Genomic DNA, 18163 nt, shown 5'->3' with positions numbered 1-18163 from the left:
ATGGCCAAGCCCTACCTGAGCATCGAGCACGTCGACAAGAGCTTCACCCGCAACGGCCTCACCTCCACGGTGCTGCGCGACGTCAACCTCAAGATCGAGCGCGGCGAATACCTCTCCATCATCGGCCACTCCGGCTGCGGCAAGTCGACGGTGCTCAATATCGTCGCCGGCCTGATCGAGCCCAACTCCGGCTCGATCCTGTTGGAGAACCGCGAGGTCCGCGGCCCCGGACCGGAGCGCAGCCTGGTGTTCCAGAACCATTCGCTGCTGCCGTGGCTGACCGTCTACGAGAACGTCGCCCTGGCGGTGGACAAGGTCTTCAAGCACACCAAGAGCAAGGCCGAGCGGCGCGCCTGGACGTTGCACAACCTGGCGATGGTCAACATGAGCCATGCCCTGCACAAGAGGCCCAGCGAGATCTCCGGCGGCATGAAGCAGCGCGTCGGCATCGCCCGCGCCCTGGCCATGGAACCCAAGGTGCTGCTGCTGGACGAGCCCTTCGGTGCCCTGGACGCCCTCACCCGGGCGCACCTGCAGGACGAGGTGATGCGCATCCAGAGCGAATTGCGCAACACGGTGCTGATGATCACCCACGACGTGGACGAGGCGGTGCTGCTCTCGGACCGCATCGTCATGATGACCAACGGTCCCGCCGCCACCATCGGCGAGATCCTCACCATCGACCTGCCGCGCCCCCGCGACCGCATCACCCTGGTCGACGATCCCCGCTACAACGGCTATCGCCACGCGGTGCTGAGCTTCCTCTACGAAAAGCACAGTCATCCCGGCGCCGTGGCCTGAAGGACCGCCCTTTTTTGAGGCATCCCGCCTTGAAAGAGGGCAACGTTTCACCAAGATTGGCCAGGAAGCCCCAGGAAATCGGGGCTGCAACACCTGGCATGAAGACTGCAAATCCCTAGGCAACATAGGTCTTTCTTCAACGGCGAGGAAAGACGCTCCAGGACAAAGGCGTCCCAGCTGCATGCAGCGGGACGCCTTTTTTTTTGCGTTATGGTTTGCTTGAAGACGAGAGGTAGCTTGGATGAGCGGAAAAGTCTGGTTGATCGGTGCCGGCCCTGGCGATCCCGAGCTGCTCACCCTCAAGGCGGTGCGCGCCCTGGGCGAGGCCGAGGTGGTGATGATCGATGACCTGGTCAATCCGGCGGTGCTCGAACACTGCCCGGGCGCCCGGGTGATCCGCGTCGGCAAGCGAGGCGGCTGCCGCTCCACGCCCCAGGCCTTCATCCATCGGCTGATGCTGCGCTACGCCCGGCAGGGCCGCTGCGTGGCCCGGCTCAAGGGCGGCGACCCCTGCATCTTCGGTCGCGCCGGCGAAGAAGCCGAATGGCTGGCCGCCCGCGGCGTGCAGAGCGAGATCGTCAACGGCATCACCGCCGGTCTGGCCGGGGCCACCGCCTGCGGCATCTCCCTCACCCTGAGAGGCGTCGCCCGTGGCGTGACCCTGGTCACCGCCCACACCCAGGACGACAGCGCGCCCAACTGGTCTGCCCTGGCGGCCACCGGCACCACCCTGGTGGTCTACATGGGCGTGGCCCGCCTGGTGGAAATCCAGCAGGGCCTGCTGGACGGCGGCCTGCCGCTGACGACCCCCGTGGCCATGATCGAGAACGCCTCCCTGGCCAGCCAGCGCGAATGCCGCTCGACGCTGCAGGACCTGCCGGTGGACGCCGCCTTCTTCCAGCTCAAGAGTCCGGCGATCCTGGTGATCGGCGAGGTGGTGGGCCAGGCGGCCCTGCAGCAGGCCTTGAGTTTCGCCGCCCAGGCCTGAGCGGCGAACTCCGATGCCCGGCCGCCGTTCCTATGGGTAATCCCCCAGCAGAGCGGCGCCCATGGACCTCGTCATCGCCCGCCCGGACGGTCTCTATTGCCCGCCCGGCGATTTCTACATCGATCCCTGGCACCCGGTGGAACGCTCGGTCATCACCCACGGCCATGGCGACCATGCCCGGGTGGGCAACGGTCACTACCTGGCGACCGCGGGCAGCGCCGGTATCCTGCGCACCCGGCTCGGCGCCGACATCAACCTGCAGACGCTGGAATACGGCGAGGTCATCGACCATCACGGGGTGAAGCTGAGCTTCCATCCGGCCGGCCATGTGCTGGGCTCGGCCCAGGTGCGCCTGGAATACCGTGGCGAGGTCTGGGTGGCCTCGGGCGATTACAAGGTCGAACCCGATGGCACCTGCACCCCCTTCGAGCCGGTGCGCTGCCATACCTTCATCACCGAATCCACCTTCGGCCTGCCGATCTACCGCTGGCGGCCACAAGGCGAGATCTTCGCCGAGGTCAACACCTGGTGGCGGGCGAACCAGGCCCAGGGTCTGGCCAGCGTGCTCTACAGCTATGCCTTCGGCAAGGCGCAGCGCCTGCTGCACGGACTCGATCCGGACATCGGTCCGATCCTCGCCCACGGCGCGGTGGAGCCGCTCAACCGGGTCTATCGCGACGCCGGTATCCGCATACCCGAGACCCACTACGCCGGCGACTTCAAGAAAAGCGATCCGCTGCTGCGCCAGGCGCTGATCATCGCCCCGCCCTCGGCCGGCGGCAGCACCTGGATCCGTCGCTTCGGCGACCATAGCGACGCCTTCGCCAGCGGCTGGATGATGTTGCGCGGGACCCGCCGCCGGCGCGGCGTGGATCGCGGCTTCGTGCTGTCCGACCACGCCGACTGGCCGGGCCTGCTGTGGGCCATCGAGCAGACCGGCGCCGAACGGGTGATGGTCACCCACGGCTCGGTCGCCACCCTGGTGCGCTACCTGCGCGACCAGGGCCTGGATGCCCAGGGCTTCACCACCGAATACGGTGAGGAAGACGACACCCCCGTCGTCGCGGAGGCCCAGGCATGAAGGCCTTCGCCGAACTCTATGGCCGGCTCGACGCCACCACCTCCAGCAATGCCAAGCTGGCCGCGCTGGTTGACTACTTCGGCAGCGCACCCGCGGCGGACGCCGCCTGGGCGGTGTACTTCCTCGCCGGCGGCCGGCCGCGGCGGCTGGTGCCGACCCGCCAGCTGCGCGAGTTGACCATGGCCCTTTCCGGGCTGCCCGAATGGCTGTTCGAGGAGAGCTACCAGGCGGTAGGCGACCTGGCCGAGACCATGGCGCTGCTGATACCCACCGCCGATACCGCCAATGCCGAAGGGCTGGCGTTCTGGCTGGAAGAATATCTACTGCCGCTGCGCGGCCTGCCGCCGGAAGAGCTGGCCGAGCGCCTGCCACCGCTGTGGGGCCAGCTGGATCGCCAGAGCCTGATGGTCTGCATCAAGCTGATCACCGGCGAATTTCGCGTCGGTGTCTCCAAGTTGCTGGTGACCCGCGCCCTGGCCACCCTGGCCGACCTCGACCCCAAGCGGGTCGCCCAGCGGCTGGTGGGCTATACCGACCTCTCCCACCGTCCCACCGCCGAGGGCTATGCGCGCCTGGTCGCGCCGGAAAGCCCGGACGAACATGCCCAGCGCGGCGGCCAGCCCTACCCCTTCTTCCTCGCCCACGCCCTGCAGCTGCCGGTGGAGCAGTTCGAGGCGCAACTGGGCCCGGCTGACGACTGGCAGGTGGAGTGGAAGTGGGACGGCATCCGCGCCCAGCTGGTCAAGCGCGACGGCCGCCTGTGGATCTGGTCGCGAGGCGAGGATCTCGTCACCGATCGCTTTCCCGAATTACATCCCCTGGCGGCCCTGCTGCCCGATGGCACCGTGATCGACGGCGAGATCGTGGTCTGGAAGGAAGACGCCGCGCCCGACACCCTGCTCAGCAGCGAGGAAGTGAGCGAACACCAGGACGCCCGCGACCCAGCCGCGCCCATGCCCTTCGGCGTCCAGCCCTTCGCCCTGTTGCAGCAGCGCATCGGCCGCAAGACCCTGGGCAAGAAGATCCTCGAGGACGTGCCGGTCATCCTGCTCGCCTATGACCTGCTGGAATGGCAGGGCCATGACCTGCGCAGCCAGCCGCAACGGCAGCGCCGCGCCCAGCTGGAAACCCTGGTAGCCCGGTGCGCCAGCCCGCTGCTGAGGCCCTCGCCGCTGTTGCACGGCCGCGACTGGCAGGATCTCGCCCGCCAGCGCGAGGCCTCCCGCACCCTGGGCGTGGAAGGCATGATGCTCAAGGCGCGCGACTCCCTCTATGGCGTCGGCCGCACCAAGGACATGGGCACCTGGTGGAAGTGGAAGGTCGATCCCTTCTCGGTGGATGCGGTGCTCATCTACGCCCAGCGCGGCCATGGACGCCGTGCCAGCCTCTATTCCGACTACACTTTCGCCGTCTGGGATGGCCCGCCGGACAGCTCCGAGCGGACCCTGGTGCCCTTCGCCAAGGCCTACTCGGGTCTCACCGACGAGGAAATGCGCAAGGTCGACGCCATCGTGCGGCGGACCACGGTGGAGAAGTTCGGTCCGGTGCGTAGCGTCGAGCCGACCCTGGTGTTCGAGCTGGGCTTCGAGGGTATCGCCCTGTCCAAGCGCCACAAGAGTGGCGTCGCCGTGCGTTTTCCGCGAATGCTGCGCTGGCGCCACGACAAGCCGGTGGCCGAGGCCGACACCCTCGACATCCTGCAGAACCTGCTGGCCTAGCCAATGAGTGGCAGCACCTCGCCGCCCGTGGCCGATGGCGCCATCGGCGCACCTCGGGAGCCCCGCTGGGCCCTGGCGCTGGCCTGTCTCCCGGCGCTGGCGGCGATCCTCCTCGGTTCCTTGCTGACCGGTGCCTGGCTGCCCGGCGTAGTCGCCCTGGGCGGTGCCTTCACCGTTGGCTTCGGTGCCTACAAGAGCTTTGCCGCCGAACCCCTGGCACCCATGCTGGTGGCCGCGCTCGGCATGGCCGGCTCCGCCGTGGTCGGCTCCCTGCTCGGTCACCAGTTGCCCGCCCTGGTCCTGGCCGGCGCGCTCTGGGCCGCCTGGTGCGCCTGGTTGTTCGCCGTCGGCAACGGCCCCTGGTGGATCACCCAGCAATGGACGGTCGCGCTGCTGGTGGCGGGCGGCTTCCCCGGCGATCTGCACCAGGCCCTGTCACGAGGTGGCCTGGTGCTTGCCGGCGGCCTGCTGCAGCTGCTGCTCTTCGCCCTCCTGCAAAAGGCACTCTACCGCTCCCAATGGCAGCTGCGCAGCGGCTCGCTCCGTGCCCATCTACGCGAAGTGGTGGCCTTGTTCGAAGACCGCTTTCGCCTCGGCCGTTATGGCTTCTATGCCGCCGCCGTGGTCGCGCTCTGCCAGACGCTGACCGGCCTGCTCGACTATGGCCACGGCTACTGGGCGCCGATGACCGCCTTGCTGGTACTCAAGCCCCGACTGGACGACACCTGGCGCCGTGGCCTGGGTCGCCTGGGCGGCACCCTGGCCGGCTGCCTGCTGGCCGGCGCGGTGGTCTGGGTCGACAACACGCCGGCGGTCCTGGCCGGTGCCTGCCTGCTGTGCGCGGCAGGCGCCTACCTGCTGCAGGACGGCCGCTATTCGCTGCAGACGCTGTTCATTACCGGCACCACGGTGCTGATGGTCGCCCTGGCCGGCGCACCGGAAACGGCGATCGCCCTCGAACGGCTCGGCAGTACGCTGCTCGGCGGTCTCGTCGCCCTATTGTTCCTCGCGCTGGAAGCCAGCCTGGAAAGACGGCTCGCACCTGTTCAGCGCTGGCGACGGCGGCGCCAGGCGAAGGCCACCAGTCCCACCAGGGCGCCAAGGTAGCTGCCGTCATGCATCCAGGCCGCCAGCAGGAAACCCCGGGCGTCCTGCACGCAAGCCGGCACCCGCGGCAAACCGCCCAGCTCCAGGGCCAGCCAGCCCACACCCAACCCCAGCAGGGCGAAGCTCACCGCGCCGAGCAGCACCGCCAGGGCGCCGTGCCACGGCACGCAGGCCTGTCGCTGCCTGCGCGTCAGCCAGAGCAGTACCAGGCCAAGCGGCACGCCTGCCGTACCACCGGCGAGCAGACCAACCTGGGCCGCCCGCCAGCGCGGCGCCAGGTGCGCATCTAGCAGACCGAATTGCGGGAATTTGAGGCAGGTGAAGTATTCCGGCCCCAGGCCATAGCTCAGCTGATCGTGCAGTGCACCATAGAGGGCGGCCAGGGCCACCAGCGCCGTCAATCCTGCCAGTGGGCGGAGCCAGCCCGGTCCAGCCACCTAGTTCAGCTCCTTGTAGAAGCTGTGCAGCCCGGTACCCAGGGGTCGCGGCAGATAGCCGCAGTGGCGGTAACCACAGCGCTCATAGAAGGCCGCGGCCTGGGCCGTACGCAGGTAGGCCACCTGGGCACCCCGGGCGCGCGCCTCGTCCTCCGCCTGGAGTAGCAATCGCCGGCCCAGCCCGGTCCCGCGATAGGCCTCGGCCACCCACAGCACCTCGATCTCCAGGCCCTGCCAGAACAACCGGCCCAGCACGCCGGCGATGACGGTCCCCCCATCACAGATGACCCACTGCAGGGGGATGTCCGCGGATTCGTCAGCCAATTGTGGTTGCTGGGCCCTGACAAAGGCCTGGAATCCCCGGGATACCGCTGCGGCCTGGGCGGCCGTCGCCACCTGGACCTCGGCCAGGCCCCCCGCTCTCGTGCCCTCGCTCATCTGGCGTCGCTCCCGTTTCCTTTGCACCCAGGCCCGGCCTGACGTGCTACCGCCGCTGTCCGGAGCGCTGGCCTGGCTGGCTTGGCTGCTACCTTTCTGCCCACCTTTGGCGCATTCGGCGCTTTTCCGACCCAAAGCAGTGCGCCCTTCCGCACCATGCAGGAAAGCCGCGCCGTTCCGGAGCATAATGCGCGCCGCTCGAAGAGGCGCGCTGCTACAGGATGTAACCAACGCGGCAACCGCGTACAGATTTGGGACGATCTTCGCCGACTGGTAAGCTTATTGCTCCCGCGAGGGCACGGGCGTCGTAATGGCCCCATGATTTCATCCACATTCGTACTAGGATCCGACATGAAAAAAAGCTGGCTGACTCTCTCTGCGCTCGCCCTGTGTCTGGCCGCCGGTTCGGCGATGGCCAAGGAATGGAAAGAGATCCGCTTCGGTGTGGATACCACCTACCCACCTTTCGAATCCCAGGCTGCCGACGGTAGCTTCACCGGGTTCGACATCGAGCTGGGCGAGGCCATCTGCCAGAAGCTGGACGTGAAGTGCAAGTGGGTGGTGAGTGACTTCGACGGCCTGATCCCCGGCCTGCGCGCGCGCAAGTTCGACGGCATCCTGTCCTCGCTGACCAAGACCCCGGCACGTGCCGAGCAGATCGACTTCTCCGACCTGCTGTGGTCGGGCCCCTCCTCCATGGTCACCAAGGAAGGCGCCAACCTGCAGGCCACTCCGGAAAGCCTGAAGGGCAAGACCGTGGGCGTCCAGCAGGGCACCATCCAGGAAACCTTCGCCAAGCAGAAGCTGGCACCCAACGGCGTGAACGTCCAGAGCTACCAGAACCAGGACCAGGTCTACGCCGACCTGGTGTCGGGCCGTATCGACGTCGCCATGCAGGACATGCTGCAGGCCGAAGGTGGCTTCATGAAGTCGCCCCAGGGCAAGGGCTACGTCAACACCGCCATCCACGACGAGCTGCTGCCGGCCGATACCGCCATCGGTATCCGCAAAGGCAACGACGAGTTCAAGACCTTCGTCAACAAGGGCATCGCGGCCATCCACGCCGACGGCACCTACGACAAGATCCAGAAGAAGTACTTCGGCGACCTGAACCTCTACGATCCCAAGTAAGGTTCGCTCGGCAGACGCCCCCGGTGCCGCCGGGGGCGTTTTACGTATGATCGCCGGCGCTCGCCGCGCCCGCGTTCTCACCAGGCGATTCCCCCAAGACGCATGCAGCAGAATTCCTTCGATACCTTCTTGCAGTCCATCGGACTGGGCACGCTCAGCCTCCACGGCTACGGCCCGCTGATCCTGGAAGGCACCCTGACGACCCTCAAGCTCGCCGGCTTCGCGCTGGTGGTGGCCGTCATCCTCGGCCTGCTCGGCGCCTCCGCCAAGCTGTCACGGCTCGCTCCGCTGCGCTTCATCGCGCAGAGCTACACCACCCTCATTCGCGGCGTACCCGACCTGGTGCTGATGCTGCTGATCTTCTACAGCCTGCAGAACTGGCTGGGCGCCCTCACCGACTACATGGGCTGGGACTACATCGACATCGATCCCATGGCCGCCGGTATCGCCACCCTCGGCTTCATCTATGGCGCCTACTTCACCGAGACCTTCCGCGGCGCCATCCTCGCCGTGCCGCGCGGCCAGGGCGAAGCGGCCATGGCCTACGGCCTGACCCGCTGGCAGACCTTCACCCTGATCACCTTTCCACAGATGATGAGATTCGCCCTGCCCGGTATCGGCAACAATTGGCAGGTGCTGCTCAAGGCCACCGCGCTGGTCTCCATCATCGGCCTGGCCGATCTGGTGCGCGCCTCCCAGGAGGCCGGCAAGGGCACCTTCAAGCTGTTCTACTTCCTGATCGTCGCCGGCGTCATCTACCTGCTCATCACCGCCCTCACCAACGCCATCCTCGGCGCCCTGGAACGGCGGTATCACGTCGGCGTGCGGGAGGCCAAGCGATGATCGAACTCCTGCAGCAATACTGGAAACCCCTGCTATGGACCGATGGCTACCACATCACCGGCCTGGCCATGACGCTCTGGCTGCTGGTGGCCTCGGTGGTAATCGGCTTCATCGTCTCGGTGCCACTGTCGGTGGCCCGGGTCTCCGAGCGCCGCTGGCTGCGCTGGCCGATCGGCTTCTACACCTACGTGTTCCGCGGCACCCCGCTCTACCTGCAGCTGCTGATCTGCTACACCGGCATCTACAGCCTGAGTTTCGTACGTGACCAGCCCCTGCTCGGCAGCTTCTTCCGCGACGGCCTGAACTGCACCATCCTGGCCTTCGCGCTGAATACCTGCGCCTACACCACCGAGATCTTTGCCGGGGCCATCCGCAATACCCCCCACGGCGAGGTGGAGGCGGCCAAGGCCTACGGCCTGGACGGCTGGCGACTGTACGTGCACGTGATCCTGCCGTCGGCGCTGCGCCGCTCGCTGCCCTTCTACAGCAACGAAGTCATCATGATGCTGCACTCCACCACCCTGGCCTTCACCGCCACGGTGCCGGACCTGCTCAAGATCGCCCGCGACGCCAACACCGCGACCTTCCTGACCTTCCAGGCCTTCGGCCTGGCCGCGTTGCTCTACCTGGCGGTGTCCTTCATCCTGATCGGCCTGTTCCGCCTGGCGGAGCGCCGCTGGCTGGCCTTCCTCGGCCCGACCCACTGACCCAAGCGGCCGCGCCCGGCGCGGCCCCGGAGTTGTCATGCGCCATCTCACCCATCCGCTGGTCGCCCCGGTCCCGGGCACCGAGCGCTGCATCCACAGCTTCCACTTCGGCCCCGCCGACAGCGGCCGCAAGGTCTACATCCAGGCCTCGCTGCACGCCGACGAATTGCCCGGCATGCTCACCGCCTGGCACCTCAAGCAGCGCCTCCAGGCGCTGGAAAGCGCCGGCGAACTGCTGGCGGAAGTGGTGCTGGTGCCGGTGGCCAACCCCATCGGCCAGGACCAGCAGGTCGCCGATGTCCACCTCGGTCGCTACGAGCTGGAGACCGGGCAGAATTTCAACCGGCGGTTCCGCGACATGACCACCCAGGTGGAAGCCGCCATCGCCGAGCGCCTCGGCGACGACCCGGCCGCCAACCAGGCCCTGGTCCGCGAGGCCTTCCGTAGCGCCCTGGCCGCGGAAACCGCCAGCGGCCAACTCGACAGCCAGCGCCTGACCCTGCAACGCCTGGCCTGCGACGCCGAGGTGGTGCTCGACCTGCACTGCGATTTCGACGCCGTGGCCCACCTCTACACCACGCCGGAAGCCTGGCCGCAGGTGGAGCCCCTGGCGCGCTACTTCGGTTCGGAAGCCAGCCTGCTCGCCACCGACTCGGGTGGCCAGTCCTTCGACGAGTGCTTCACCCTGCTCTGGTGGAACCTGCACCAGCGCTTCGGCGAACGCCTGCCGATGGGCAGCCTGTCGGTCACCCTCGAATTGCGCGGCCAGCTGGACGTGCGTGACGAGCTCGCCGGCCCGGATGCGGATGCCATCATCCACTACCTGCGTCACCAGGGCTTCCTGAGCGGTACCCCTGCGCCCCTGCCGCCGCTGCTGCAACCGGCGACGCCACTGGCCGCCGTGGAGCCCGTGGCGACCCGCCAGGGCGGCGTGCTGGTGCTCAAGGCCCAGGTGGGCGAGCGCATCGAGGTCGGCCAGCTGCTGGCCCTGGTCATAGATCCCATCGGCGACCAGGTGGAAGAGGTCCGCAGCGCGGTGGCCGGTATCCTCTATGCCCGCTCCAATCGCCGCATGGCCACGGCCGGCATGGTGGTCGCCCACGTGGCGGGCACCGAGGCCTATCGCAGCGGCTACCTGCTCTCGCCGTGATCCCTACCCCTTTTCAGCTGTGGAATCCCTATCCATGTACAAACTGACCGTCGAAGGCCTGCACAAGCGTTACGGCGACCATGAGGTGCTCAAGGGCGTGTCGCTCAAGGCCAAGACCGGCGACGTGGTCAGCCTGATCGGCGCCAGTGGCTCGGGCAAGAGTACCTTCCTGCGCTGCATCAACTTCCTCGAGCAACCCAACGCCGTGACCATGACCCTGGATGGCGAAACCATCCGCATGGCCGAAGACCGCGGCGCGGTTCGGGTAGCCGATGCCGCCCAGCTGCAGAATCTGCGCACCCGCCTGGCGATGGTCTTCCAGCACTTCAACCTCTGGAGCCACCTGAGCGTGCTGGACAACATCACCCTGGCGCCCCGCAAGGCGCTGGGCATCGGCAAGGCGGAAGCCGAAGAGCGTGCTCGCAAGTACCTGGAGAAGGTGGGCCTGGCGGCGCGGGTAGCCGACCAGTATCCGGCGTTCCTGTCCGGCGGCCAGCAGCAGCGGGTGGCCATCGCCCGTGCCCTGGCGATGGAGCCGGAAATCATGCTGTTCGACGAACCGACCTCGGCGCTCGACCCGGAATTGGTCGGCGAGGTGCTGAAGGTGATCCGCGCGCTGGCGGAAGAGGGTCGCACCATGTTCATGGTGACCCACGAGATGGCCTTCGCCCGCGAGGTGTCATCCCAGGTGCTATTCCTCCATCAGGGCGTGGTGGAGGAAGAAGGCCCGCCGAGCGAGGTCCTGGCCAATCCGCGTAGTGATCGCCTGCGGCAATTCCTCAGCGGCAATCTCAAGTAAGGGAGTGCCCCGCCCGGGGCATCCGCGGCGAACCTGAGGGCGCAAGGCCGCTCAGGCGCGCCTGCTATCGCTACCGATCGTTCAGCGGCGCTGCTGTGCGCGGCGACGCTGGGCGGCCAGGGCTTCGCGCTCGCGGCTGGGGATCGGGATCGCCTTTACCACACCGAGTCGCGCGAGCAGGTCCAGCACCAGGGCTTGTATACGGTCGTTCATGGAAACTCCTCGAGCCAGCGCTCAATCGGGACAGCCACTTCGGGGCAGCGCCTGCTGCCCTCCCACACAATATTGAGTCTTGCTCGGCCGATTCAATCCATAGGGCTGCGGTTGTTCGTCGCAAGCAGCCCACCCTTTGTCAAAAAATATGTCGCCGGACCCTGTAGCCGCTCTGCCATGGAGCCGGGGCGCCCTCAGGGCCTCCAGCAGATTGTTATCGGAACCCATATCAAATATGCCGGTCTGGTCTTTCCAAGGGAGTTCAACCAGCAAGCCACGAACTGACGAATGGTGAAAAAACCCGGCTTTCGTTGGTTATTATCCTGGGTAGATAACGGGTCAGCCGCGATTTCTCCCTCCAATAACAACGATGTCATCAGGGTGTTCGCACTTTGATGTTTTCCCTGCTTGTTGTTATCCCCATCACATTTCTTTCAGTCGCGTGACCGGCACGGCGGGAGTGCTCTCATGACCAGATCCTTACCTCTACTCATCGTGCTGGGTTTGCTCGGCAGTCCGGCACTGGCGGCCAGCTGGGGGATGCAGCGCGAGGTCGGGGATTTCGATCTGAAGATGGGCACCGCGCCCTCCCGCAGCATGGCGCAAGGCCTGGTCGCCCCTACCTCGGCGGGCATGGGTGGTGGCTTCGACCTGACCCATGATAGCGGTCTCTACTTCGGCCAGTGGACGACCAACAATGCCTCGTCCGCCGATGCGCCGCTGCTGGAAATGGATACCTACGCCGGCTACAAGCATCGTTTCGCGCCTGGCTACGGCTACGAACTGGGCGTGATCAACTACAGCAACCTGATCCAGAACGTCGAGCCCAGCCGCGAGCTGTATTCCGGGATGACGATGTTCGGCAAGCGCCTGGGCGCGGCCTTCGCCAATGACCCGGGGCGGCACAATGCCTCGCTCTACGCCGATCTGGGCACCCTGCCCCTGGTGAAGACGGGGGTCTCCCTCAAGTACACCAACTATGTGCTCGACACGCCGTCGACCCTGGATGGTGGTGGCATGGTGCGCAGCTTCAACGACTGGTCGGTGAATCTCAGTCGCAAGTGGGTGAACACCCTGTTCAACCTCACCTATAGCGGCACCAGCCTCAGAGGCGCTGACTGCTCGGTGTATTCCGGGCACAACACCTATTGCGACAACGCCCTGATGCTCAAGGCGTCGCACCCCTTCTTCTAGCGCTACTGACGCAACAGGCTGCGCCCGAGCCCCACCTGCGGGCGCTCGCGCCCCAGCTGCTGCAAGGCCTGCCGCGCCCGGGCCTGATCGGCGCCGGACAAGTCGACCAGCCAGGTGACCTTGGCGCCGACGCGGGCAGCAATGGGCACCCCATCACGATAGAGCAGGCGGTTGCCGGCCACCGCGGGCACCTTGGCGCCGGGCAGCAGGGTGCCGACCAGATTGAGCGGATCCAGCGCCGATACGCTTACCCAGAGATCGTCCGCCGGACGTTGACGCCATTCTCGTAGCGGGGCGATGGCCGCGGGATCGGCGAATTGCTCGCCCGACAGCCCGGCGATGAACCGGCCACCGCGGATCTCGCCGCGGGCCTCCAGGCGATGGCAGGCACGGAGCAGATCGCGCCACGGCGGCAGTACCGCGCTTTCCCGCTGCAGCAGCTGCCAACACAGGACCCCATAGCGACGCAGCAGCACCCAGACCAGCCGCTCCAGCAGGGCATCCGGCAGGCGCTCGGCGGCCGGGCTGTCAGCCGGGCGCAGGGCCGCCCAGCGGCCCGCATCGTCCATGCCGCCATAGAGCACCATCCGCCCGCGGCGCGCGCCGCTGCGGCTACCGCGCTGGGCGGCTGGCATCAGCAGCGCCCGCAAGCCGGCGAAGCTGTCCGCATTCACCGCCCCGGCACCCACCAGTTCGCCCAGCGCCGCCTCCAGTTCGCTGCGCAGCAGGCGCGCCTCCCCCTGCAGTTCATCGAAGAAGGACGCACCGCGCCGCGTTAGCACCTCCAGGACACGCTGCGCCTTGGGCGACAGGGCGTCTGCCGGCGATGGAACGGTGAGGCTGTTCCAGTCGGCCAGGTGCCGCCGAGGCAGCAGGACGATGGGTGAACTCTTCACCGGTCCGCCGCCGCTGCGGCCCGGGTACGGCAGGCGCAGCCAGACCACTCGCCCCGCGCGACAGAGGTCATCGAGCCCATTGAACAGGTAACCCGGCAGTCGGCTGGGCAGGATCTCGCCTTCCCAGCCCGCCGCGGCGACCTCGAAGCCCTCCAGCAGCCCTATGATCTGCTCCAGGCCCTCTGCGCCCCTCGGCGTGGCCGGACCGGCCAGGTGATGGTGCTCCAGCAGGAACCTCAGGTAGTCGGCCAGGGCCACGGGCTCGATGGCCTTGCGCAGCCGGCCCAGGGTATAGCGGTGGATGCGAGCCAGCAGGTGGCGTTCGCACCATTCGACTGCCGGGCTCGCGGCGGTGAAGCGCCCCTGCAGCACATAGCCTTCGCCCTGCAGCACCTGCAATGCCGGGGTCAGACGCGCCGCGGGCAGGCCGAGGCTCGCGGCCACGTCGGTCTGGGCCACCGGCCCCAGGGCGGTCAGCCGCGCGCGCAACAGCTCGACCAGGGCCGCCTCGGCATCCGCCGGCGCCTGGAACCCGGGGGGCGCGGTCAGTGGCGGCTCACTGACGGCCCCGGGGAACAGCCGCTGGAACAGCGGCAGGCGCTCCGCGGCGAGCCACAGCGTCGCCTCGGGCAAGCGCAGGCGCCCTGCACGCCCGCTGTCGGCTAGTTGCCGGGCCTGGGCCTGGTGGGCCACCAGTTCGGCGTCGGTGAGAAAGCCGACGCCCAGCAGGGCTTCGTGCAGCTCATCGGCCGTCTCCAGCCGCGGCCAGGCCTCTTCCCGGACCAGGGCGATGGCGGCGGGATCCAGGGCGCCCAGCTCATCGGGATCGGCGCCGCCGAAGCGCCGATTCTGCACCGCCAGGGTCCGCCGCTCCTCGACCGGGGCGTCGTCCAGGTAGGCATAGGGCTTGGCGGTGAGCACCTCGGCGGCCAGCGGCGAGGGCCCCGGCAGGTCGCGGGTCAGCAGGGTCAGTCGCCCCTGGGTGATACGTTCCAGCAAGGCCAGCCAGCCGCTGCTGTCTAGGGATTCGTGCAGGCAGTCATCCAGGGTCTGGCGCACCAGCGGATGCTCCGGCACCTGGCGCTCACCGGCGAGGTTCTCCAGGCAGGCGACCTGATCGGGAAAGACCGTGGCCAGCAGGTCTTCGCTGCGCATGCGCTGCACCTGGGTGGCCACCTTGCGCCCGCCGCTGAAGCGCGGCAGGGCCAGCGCCGTGGTGGCGTTCCAGCGCCAGCGCACGGCGAACAGCGGTGCATCGAGCAGCGCCTGGATGAGCACCTGCTCAGCGGTGGCCGGGTGCAGGTAGCGCCAGACCTCGTCGAGCACGAAGCTGTGGCTGGTGGCCAGCGACAGGATCAAGGCGTTCTCGGTGGCCGCCGCCTGCAGCTCGACATTGAAGTTGCGACAGAATCTCTTGCGCAGGGCCAGGCCCCAGGCGCGATTGATGCGGCTGCCGAAGGGCGCATGGATGATCAGCTGCATACCGCCGGCCTGATCGAAGAAGCGCTCCATGACCAGCGTCCGCTGGGTCGGCAAGGCGCCCAGGGCCAGGCGGGCCCGCCCGAGGTAGTCCACCAGCTGGCGCGCGGCGCCCTCCTCCAGCCCGTAGGCGGTGCCAACCCGGGCGATGGCCGTCTCGGGCGCCTCGTCGGCCGCAGGCAAGAGCGGTTCGAGCTCCGCCCGCAGCCGCGCCAGACCTGCCGACAACTCGTCGCTGCGTCCTGGCGCCTCCCCATGCCAGAAGGGAATGTTGGGTGGCTGCCCCCTCGCATCCTCGACCCGCACCTTGCTGCCTTCGATCTTGACGATGCGGTAGGCGGTGTTGCCCAGCTGGAAGACATCGCCCACCAGGCTTTCGAAGGCGAAATCCTCGTTGACGCTGCCCACGGTGTGGCCCTGGGGTTCGAGCAGCACGCTGAAGTCACCGCTTTCCGGGATGGTGCCGCCGCTCATCACCGCGGTGGCCTTGCCGCCGCGACGACCGCGCAGCAGGCCGTTGACCGCATCGCGGTGCACATAGGCCGCCCGCGGGCCACGGCGGTCGCTGTAGCCCTGGCTGAGCATCTCCACCACGGACCGGTAGTCCGCCTCGCTCAGCTTGGCATAGGGCTCGGCCTGGCGCAGCACCGCCAGCAGCGCCGCCTCCGACCATTCCTGGCAGGCCACCTCGGCCACCAGTTGCTGGGCCAGCACATCCAGCGGCGCCCGGGGGATAGCCAGGGTATCCAGCTCACCGCGGCGCACGCAGTCGAGCAGCGCCACGCATTCCACCAGGTCGTCCCGCGAGGTGGGAAACAGCCGCCCCTTGGGCAGGCCGCCGACCTGGTGATTGGCTCGCCCGACGCGCTGCAGGAAGGCGGCGATGGAGCCTGGCGAGCCGATCTGGCAGACCAGGTCGACGTCGCCGATATCGATGCCCAGCTCCAGGGAGGCGGTCGCCAGCAACAGGCGTAATTCGCCCCGCTTGAGTCGCTGTTCGGCGTCCAGACGCTGTTCCTTGGCCAGGCTGCCGTGGTGAGCGGCGACCTGGTCGCTGCCGAGGCGATCCGAGAGCTGCCGCGCCATGCGCTCGGCCAGGCGGCGGGTATTGACGAACACCAGGGTGGTGCGGTGCGCCTCGGCCAGTTCGGCGAGACGGTCGTAGACCAGCTCCCAGGCCTGGGTGGACAGGATCGCCTCCAACGGGGTGGGCGGCACTTCTAGGGCCAGGTCGCGGGCGCGCTGGTGACCGATGTCGACCACCGTACAGGGTCGCGGCTGCCCTTCTACATCGCGCCCGACCAGGAAGGCGGCGACCGCGGCCAGCGGCTTCTGGGTGGCGGACAGGCCGATGCGTTGCAGGGGGTGCCCCGTCAGGGCCTCCAGTCGCGTCAGGCTCAGGGTCAGGTGACTGCCGCGCTTGCCATCGGCGATGGCATGGATCTCGTCGACGATGACGCCCCGCACGCTCGCCAGCATCCGCCGGCCGGAATCCGAACCGAGCAGCACATAGAGCGACTCGGGCGTGGTGACCAGCAGGTGCGGCGGTCGCCGCCGCATGGCCGCCCGCTCCTTCTGCGGGGTATCGCCGGTGCGCACCGCGGTGCGCAACTGCAGGGGCGGCAGCCCACGGGCGTCGAGGGCCGCGGCGATACCGGCCAGGGGCTCTTCGAGGTTGAGGCGGATGTCGTTGGACAGCGCCTTGAGGGGCGACACATAGAGCCAGAGGCAGGCCTCGGGCAGTCCGCCGTCACGCAGCGCCTCCTGCACCAGCCCATCGAGCACGGCGAAGAAGGCGGTCAGCGTCTTGCCCGACCCGGTGGGCGCCGCCACCAGCACCGACTCACCGGCCCGGATGGCCGGCCAGGCCTGGCACTGGGCCGCCGTCGGCGTGGGAAAGCGCCCGGCGAACCAGCTCCGGGGCGCGTCGTGAAACTCCGCCAGGACAGCGGCAGCAGGCGAGATCGAGGTCATGCGGCCAATATGGGAGCGGACCGCAGCGGCCACAACCCAGACCGACCGATGGCGCCTCAGGCGATGCGATTGCGCAATTCGCCGCCCTCTAGCAGCGCGGCGATGTTGGCCAGCATCACCTGCTGCTGGGCAGCCTGGGCCGAGGCGGCGTTGGCCGCCACATGGGGGCTGAGCACCAGGTTGGCCTGGCTGCGCAGCCGCTCGGGGACCTCGGGTTCCCGGGCGAAGACGTCCAGTCCGGCACCGGCGATCACCCCGGCCTCCAGGGCAGCGGCCAGGGCCTCTTCGTCGACCACGCTGCCGCGGGAGATGTTGACCAGGTGCCCCTCCCCGCCCAGCGCGGCGAGGACCTCGGCGTCCACCGCGCCGACGGTCTCGGCACTGGCCCGTACCGCCACCACCAGCACGTCGCTCCAGCACGCCAGCTCCATCAGACTGGGCTGGTAGACATAGTCCAGGTCCGCGCGCGGCGAGCGGTTGAAGTAGCCGATCTCCATGTCGAAGGCCTCGCCCCGCCGGGCGATGCGCCGACCGATCTCGCCCAGGCCATAGATACCCAGTCGCCGACCCGCCAGCCCTGGCACCTGGGGCATGCGTTCGATGGCGTTGCCCTGCCAGGCACCACTGCGGACGAAGGCATCGCCCTGCAACAGACGCCGGGCGCTGGCCAGGATCAGACCGAAGGCGAATTCGGCCACGGCCGTGGCATTGGCGTCACCGGCGGTGGTCACCGCGATGCCCCGCTCGCGACAGGCCGCCAGATCCACGCCTTCGTAACCGGTGCCATAGCAGGCCACCAGGCGCAGGGCCGGCAGGGCCTCCAGCAAGGCCGCACGGGTAGGCAGGCCGCCAATGGTCAGCAAGGCCACCGCGTCTTCGGCACCGGCTGGCAGAGCGCTAAGGTCGGCCGGGGAAAAGGGGCCCAGCACCCGGTAGCGGGATTCGAGCTGGGTCACCAGTGCCTGGGGCAAGCGCGGAGCCATCAAGAGTGTCGGTTTCATTTTGTAATACTTTCCCTGGCGAAAAACCCAAGCGTCGCCAGCAGGGGTCGGTCTCGTCAACCATTCTCTTGAGGCCGCCGGTTTCGCTCGGCTTCGTGACTGCTGAAAGTGTCCGCCAAGCCCTTGATGGGCCAGCAGTTTCACGCAACTTGGCAGTGCCGGAGCGGGTCCGATCGGCGTTTGCCAATCGCACAGGGATTTTTTGG

Annotated in this window: 16 protein-coding genes; 11 read left to right on the top strand and 5 right to left on the bottom strand. The window is 68.0% G+C overall.

The features are described from left to right. The 5 genes from ACYJP6_RS19925 to ACYJP6_RS19905 all read left to right on the top strand — a co-directional run bounded on the left by ACYJP6_RS19925 (nucleotide 1) and on the right by ACYJP6_RS19905 (nucleotide 5695). On the top strand, nucleotides 1-801 hold the full coding sequence (locus ACYJP6_RS19925) for an ABC transporter ATP-binding protein (RefSeq protein WP_459477150.1): 801 nt from the start codon (nucleotides 1-3) through the stop codon (nucleotides 799-801). A 241-nt stretch (nucleotides 802-1042) separates the two neighbouring features. Beyond that, nucleotides 1043-1789 carry a uroporphyrinogen-III C-methyltransferase gene (cobA, locus tag ACYJP6_RS19920; RefSeq protein ID WP_459477149.1) on the top strand — a complete coding sequence of 249 codons (747 nt, stop codon included), beginning with the start codon at nucleotides 1043-1045 and terminating at the stop codon, nucleotides 1787-1789. Between the two features lie 61 nt (nucleotides 1790-1850). Continuing rightward, nucleotides 1851-2870, top strand: coding sequence for a ligase-associated DNA damage response exonuclease (locus ACYJP6_RS19915; protein WP_459477147.1), 1020 nt, complete (start codon nucleotides 1851-1853; stop codon nucleotides 2868-2870). Then, nucleotides 2867-4588, top strand: coding sequence for an ATP-dependent DNA ligase (locus ACYJP6_RS19910; RefSeq protein WP_459477145.1), 1722 nt, complete (start codon nucleotides 2867-2869; stop codon nucleotides 4586-4588). The genes ACYJP6_RS19915 and ACYJP6_RS19910 overlap by 4 nt, the downstream gene beginning before the upstream one ends. Before the next feature lie 3 nt (nucleotides 4589-4591). Continuing rightward, nucleotides 4592-5695, top strand: a complete 1104-nt coding sequence (locus ACYJP6_RS19905) for an FUSC family protein (protein ID WP_459477143.1) — start codon at nucleotides 4592-4594, stop codon at nucleotides 5693-5695. On the opposite strand, the gene ACYJP6_RS19900 is transcribed toward ACYJP6_RS19905, so the two are convergent. Both ACYJP6_RS19900 and ACYJP6_RS19895 read right to left on the bottom strand, forming a co-directional pair. Then, the gene (locus ACYJP6_RS19900; RefSeq protein ID WP_459477141.1) at nucleotides 5635-6132 is read right to left on the bottom strand and encodes a hypothetical protein; all 498 of its coding nucleotides are present in this window, start codon (nucleotides 6130-6132) and stop codon (nucleotides 5635-5637) included. The two genes, ACYJP6_RS19905 and ACYJP6_RS19900, sit on opposite strands and share 61 nt — an antisense overlap. After that, the gene (locus ACYJP6_RS19895) at nucleotides 6133-6570 is read right to left on the bottom strand and encodes a GNAT family N-acetyltransferase (protein ID WP_459477139.1); all 438 of its coding nucleotides are present in this window, start codon (nucleotides 6568-6570) and stop codon (nucleotides 6133-6135) included. 351 nt (nucleotides 6571-6921) lie between these two features. On the opposite strand from ACYJP6_RS19895, the gene ACYJP6_RS19890 reads away from it, so the two are divergent. From ACYJP6_RS19890 to ACYJP6_RS19870, 5 genes are all read left to right on the top strand, one after another. Then, nucleotides 6922-7701 carry a transporter substrate-binding domain-containing protein gene (locus ACYJP6_RS19890; protein WP_459477137.1) on the top strand — a complete coding sequence of 260 codons (780 nt, stop codon included), beginning with the start codon at nucleotides 6922-6924 and terminating at the stop codon, nucleotides 7699-7701. Nucleotides 7702-7803: 102 nt separating this feature from the next. Beyond that, nucleotides 7804-8544, top strand: coding sequence for an ABC transporter permease (locus ACYJP6_RS19885; RefSeq protein WP_145009008.1), 741 nt, complete (start codon nucleotides 7804-7806; stop codon nucleotides 8542-8544). Next, on the top strand, nucleotides 8541-9251 hold the full coding sequence (locus ACYJP6_RS19880; protein WP_459477135.1) for an ABC transporter permease: 711 nt from the start codon (nucleotides 8541-8543) through the stop codon (nucleotides 9249-9251). The genes ACYJP6_RS19885 and ACYJP6_RS19880 overlap by 4 nt, the downstream gene beginning before the upstream one ends. A 37-nt stretch (nucleotides 9252-9288) precedes the next feature. After that, nucleotides 9289-10401: a succinylglutamate desuccinylase/aspartoacylase family protein gene (locus ACYJP6_RS19875; protein ID WP_459477133.1), complete on the top strand. Its 1113-nt coding sequence runs from the start codon at nucleotides 9289-9291 to the stop codon at nucleotides 10399-10401. Nucleotides 10402-10435: 34 nt separating this feature from the next. Then, complete coding sequence (locus ACYJP6_RS19870; RefSeq protein WP_459477131.1) at nucleotides 10436-11200, top strand: ABC transporter ATP-binding protein; 765 nt, start codon at nucleotides 10436-10438, stop codon at nucleotides 11198-11200. 81 nt (nucleotides 11201-11281) lie between these two features. On the opposite strand, the gene ACYJP6_RS19865 is transcribed toward ACYJP6_RS19870, so the two are convergent. Continuing rightward, nucleotides 11282-11413: a hypothetical protein gene (locus tag ACYJP6_RS19865; protein WP_459477129.1), complete on the bottom strand. Its 132-nt coding sequence runs from the start codon at nucleotides 11411-11413 to the stop codon at nucleotides 11282-11284. 468 nt (nucleotides 11414-11881) lie between these two features. On the opposite strand from ACYJP6_RS19865, the gene ACYJP6_RS19860 reads away from it, so the two are divergent. Further along, nucleotides 11882-12607, top strand: a complete 726-nt coding sequence (locus tag ACYJP6_RS19860) for a TorF family putative porin (RefSeq protein ID WP_459477127.1) — start codon at nucleotides 11882-11884, stop codon at nucleotides 12605-12607. Nucleotides 12608-12609: 2 nt separating this feature from the next. On the opposite strand, the gene ACYJP6_RS19855 is transcribed toward ACYJP6_RS19860, so the two are convergent. Further along, nucleotides 12610-16956 (bottom strand): DEAD/DEAH box helicase, encoded by a 4347-nt coding sequence (locus ACYJP6_RS19855; protein WP_459477125.1) that lies wholly within the window; start codon nucleotides 16954-16956, stop codon nucleotides 12610-12612. Between the two features lie 56 nt (nucleotides 16957-17012). Continuing rightward, a complete protein-coding gene (locus tag ACYJP6_RS19850) occupies nucleotides 17013-17957 on the bottom strand; it encodes an NAD(P)-dependent oxidoreductase (protein WP_459477123.1) in 945 nt (314 codons plus the stop codon). Nucleotides 17958-18163: the final 206 nt, after the last annotated feature.

The sequence above is a fragment of the Pseudomonas sp. No.117 genome, from assembly GCF_054558395.1.
This window is presented reverse-complemented; position numbering and strand designations above follow the sequence as displayed.

Bases quoted from the DNA above. Each gene is read 5' to 3' on its own strand.
- ACYJP6_RS19855 (WP_459477125.1), bottom strand. From the start codon at position 16,956: ATGACCTCGATCTCGCCTGCTGCCGCTGTCCTGGCGGAGTTTCACGAC.
- cobA (WP_459477149.1), top strand. From the start codon at position 1,043: ATGAGCGGAAAAGTCTGGTTGATCGGTGCCGGCCCTGGCGATCCCGAG.
- ACYJP6_RS19875 (WP_459477133.1), top strand. From the start codon at position 9,289: ATGCGCCATCTCACCCATCCGCTGGTCGCCCCGGTCCCGGGCACCGAG.
- ACYJP6_RS19860 (WP_459477127.1), top strand. From the start codon at position 11,882: ATGACCAGATCCTTACCTCTACTCATCGTGCTGGGTTTGCTCGGCAGT.
- ACYJP6_RS19895 (WP_459477139.1), bottom strand. From the start codon at position 6,570: ATGAGCGAGGGCACGAGAGCGGGGGGCCTGGCCGAGGTCCAGGTGGCG.
- ACYJP6_RS19905 (WP_459477143.1), top strand. From the start codon at position 4,592: ATGAGTGGCAGCACCTCGCCGCCCGTGGCCGATGGCGCCATCGGCGCA.
- ACYJP6_RS19910 (WP_459477145.1), top strand. From the start codon at position 2,867: ATGAAGGCCTTCGCCGAACTCTATGGCCGGCTCGACGCCACCACCTCC.
- ACYJP6_RS19880 (WP_459477135.1), top strand. From the start codon at position 8,541: ATGATCGAACTCCTGCAGCAATACTGGAAACCCCTGCTATGGACCGAT.
- ACYJP6_RS19890 (WP_459477137.1), top strand. From the start codon at position 6,922: ATGAAAAAAAGCTGGCTGACTCTCTCTGCGCTCGCCCTGTGTCTGGCC.
- ACYJP6_RS19850 (WP_459477123.1), bottom strand. From the start codon at position 17,957: ATGAAACCGACACTCTTGATGGCTCCGCGCTTGCCCCAGGCACTGGTG.
- ACYJP6_RS19865 (WP_459477129.1), bottom strand. From the start codon at position 11,413: ATGAACGACCGTATACAAGCCCTGGTGCTGGACCTGCTCGCGCGACTC.
- ACYJP6_RS19885 (WP_145009008.1), top strand. From the start codon at position 7,804: ATGCAGCAGAATTCCTTCGATACCTTCTTGCAGTCCATCGGACTGGGC.
- ACYJP6_RS19925 (WP_459477150.1), top strand. From the start codon at position 1: ATGGCCAAGCCCTACCTGAGCATCGAGCACGTCGACAAGAGCTTCACC.
- ACYJP6_RS19915 (WP_459477147.1), top strand. From the start codon at position 1,851: ATGGACCTCGTCATCGCCCGCCCGGACGGTCTCTATTGCCCGCCCGGC.
- ACYJP6_RS19870 (WP_459477131.1), top strand. From the start codon at position 10,436: ATGTACAAACTGACCGTCGAAGGCCTGCACAAGCGTTACGGCGACCAT.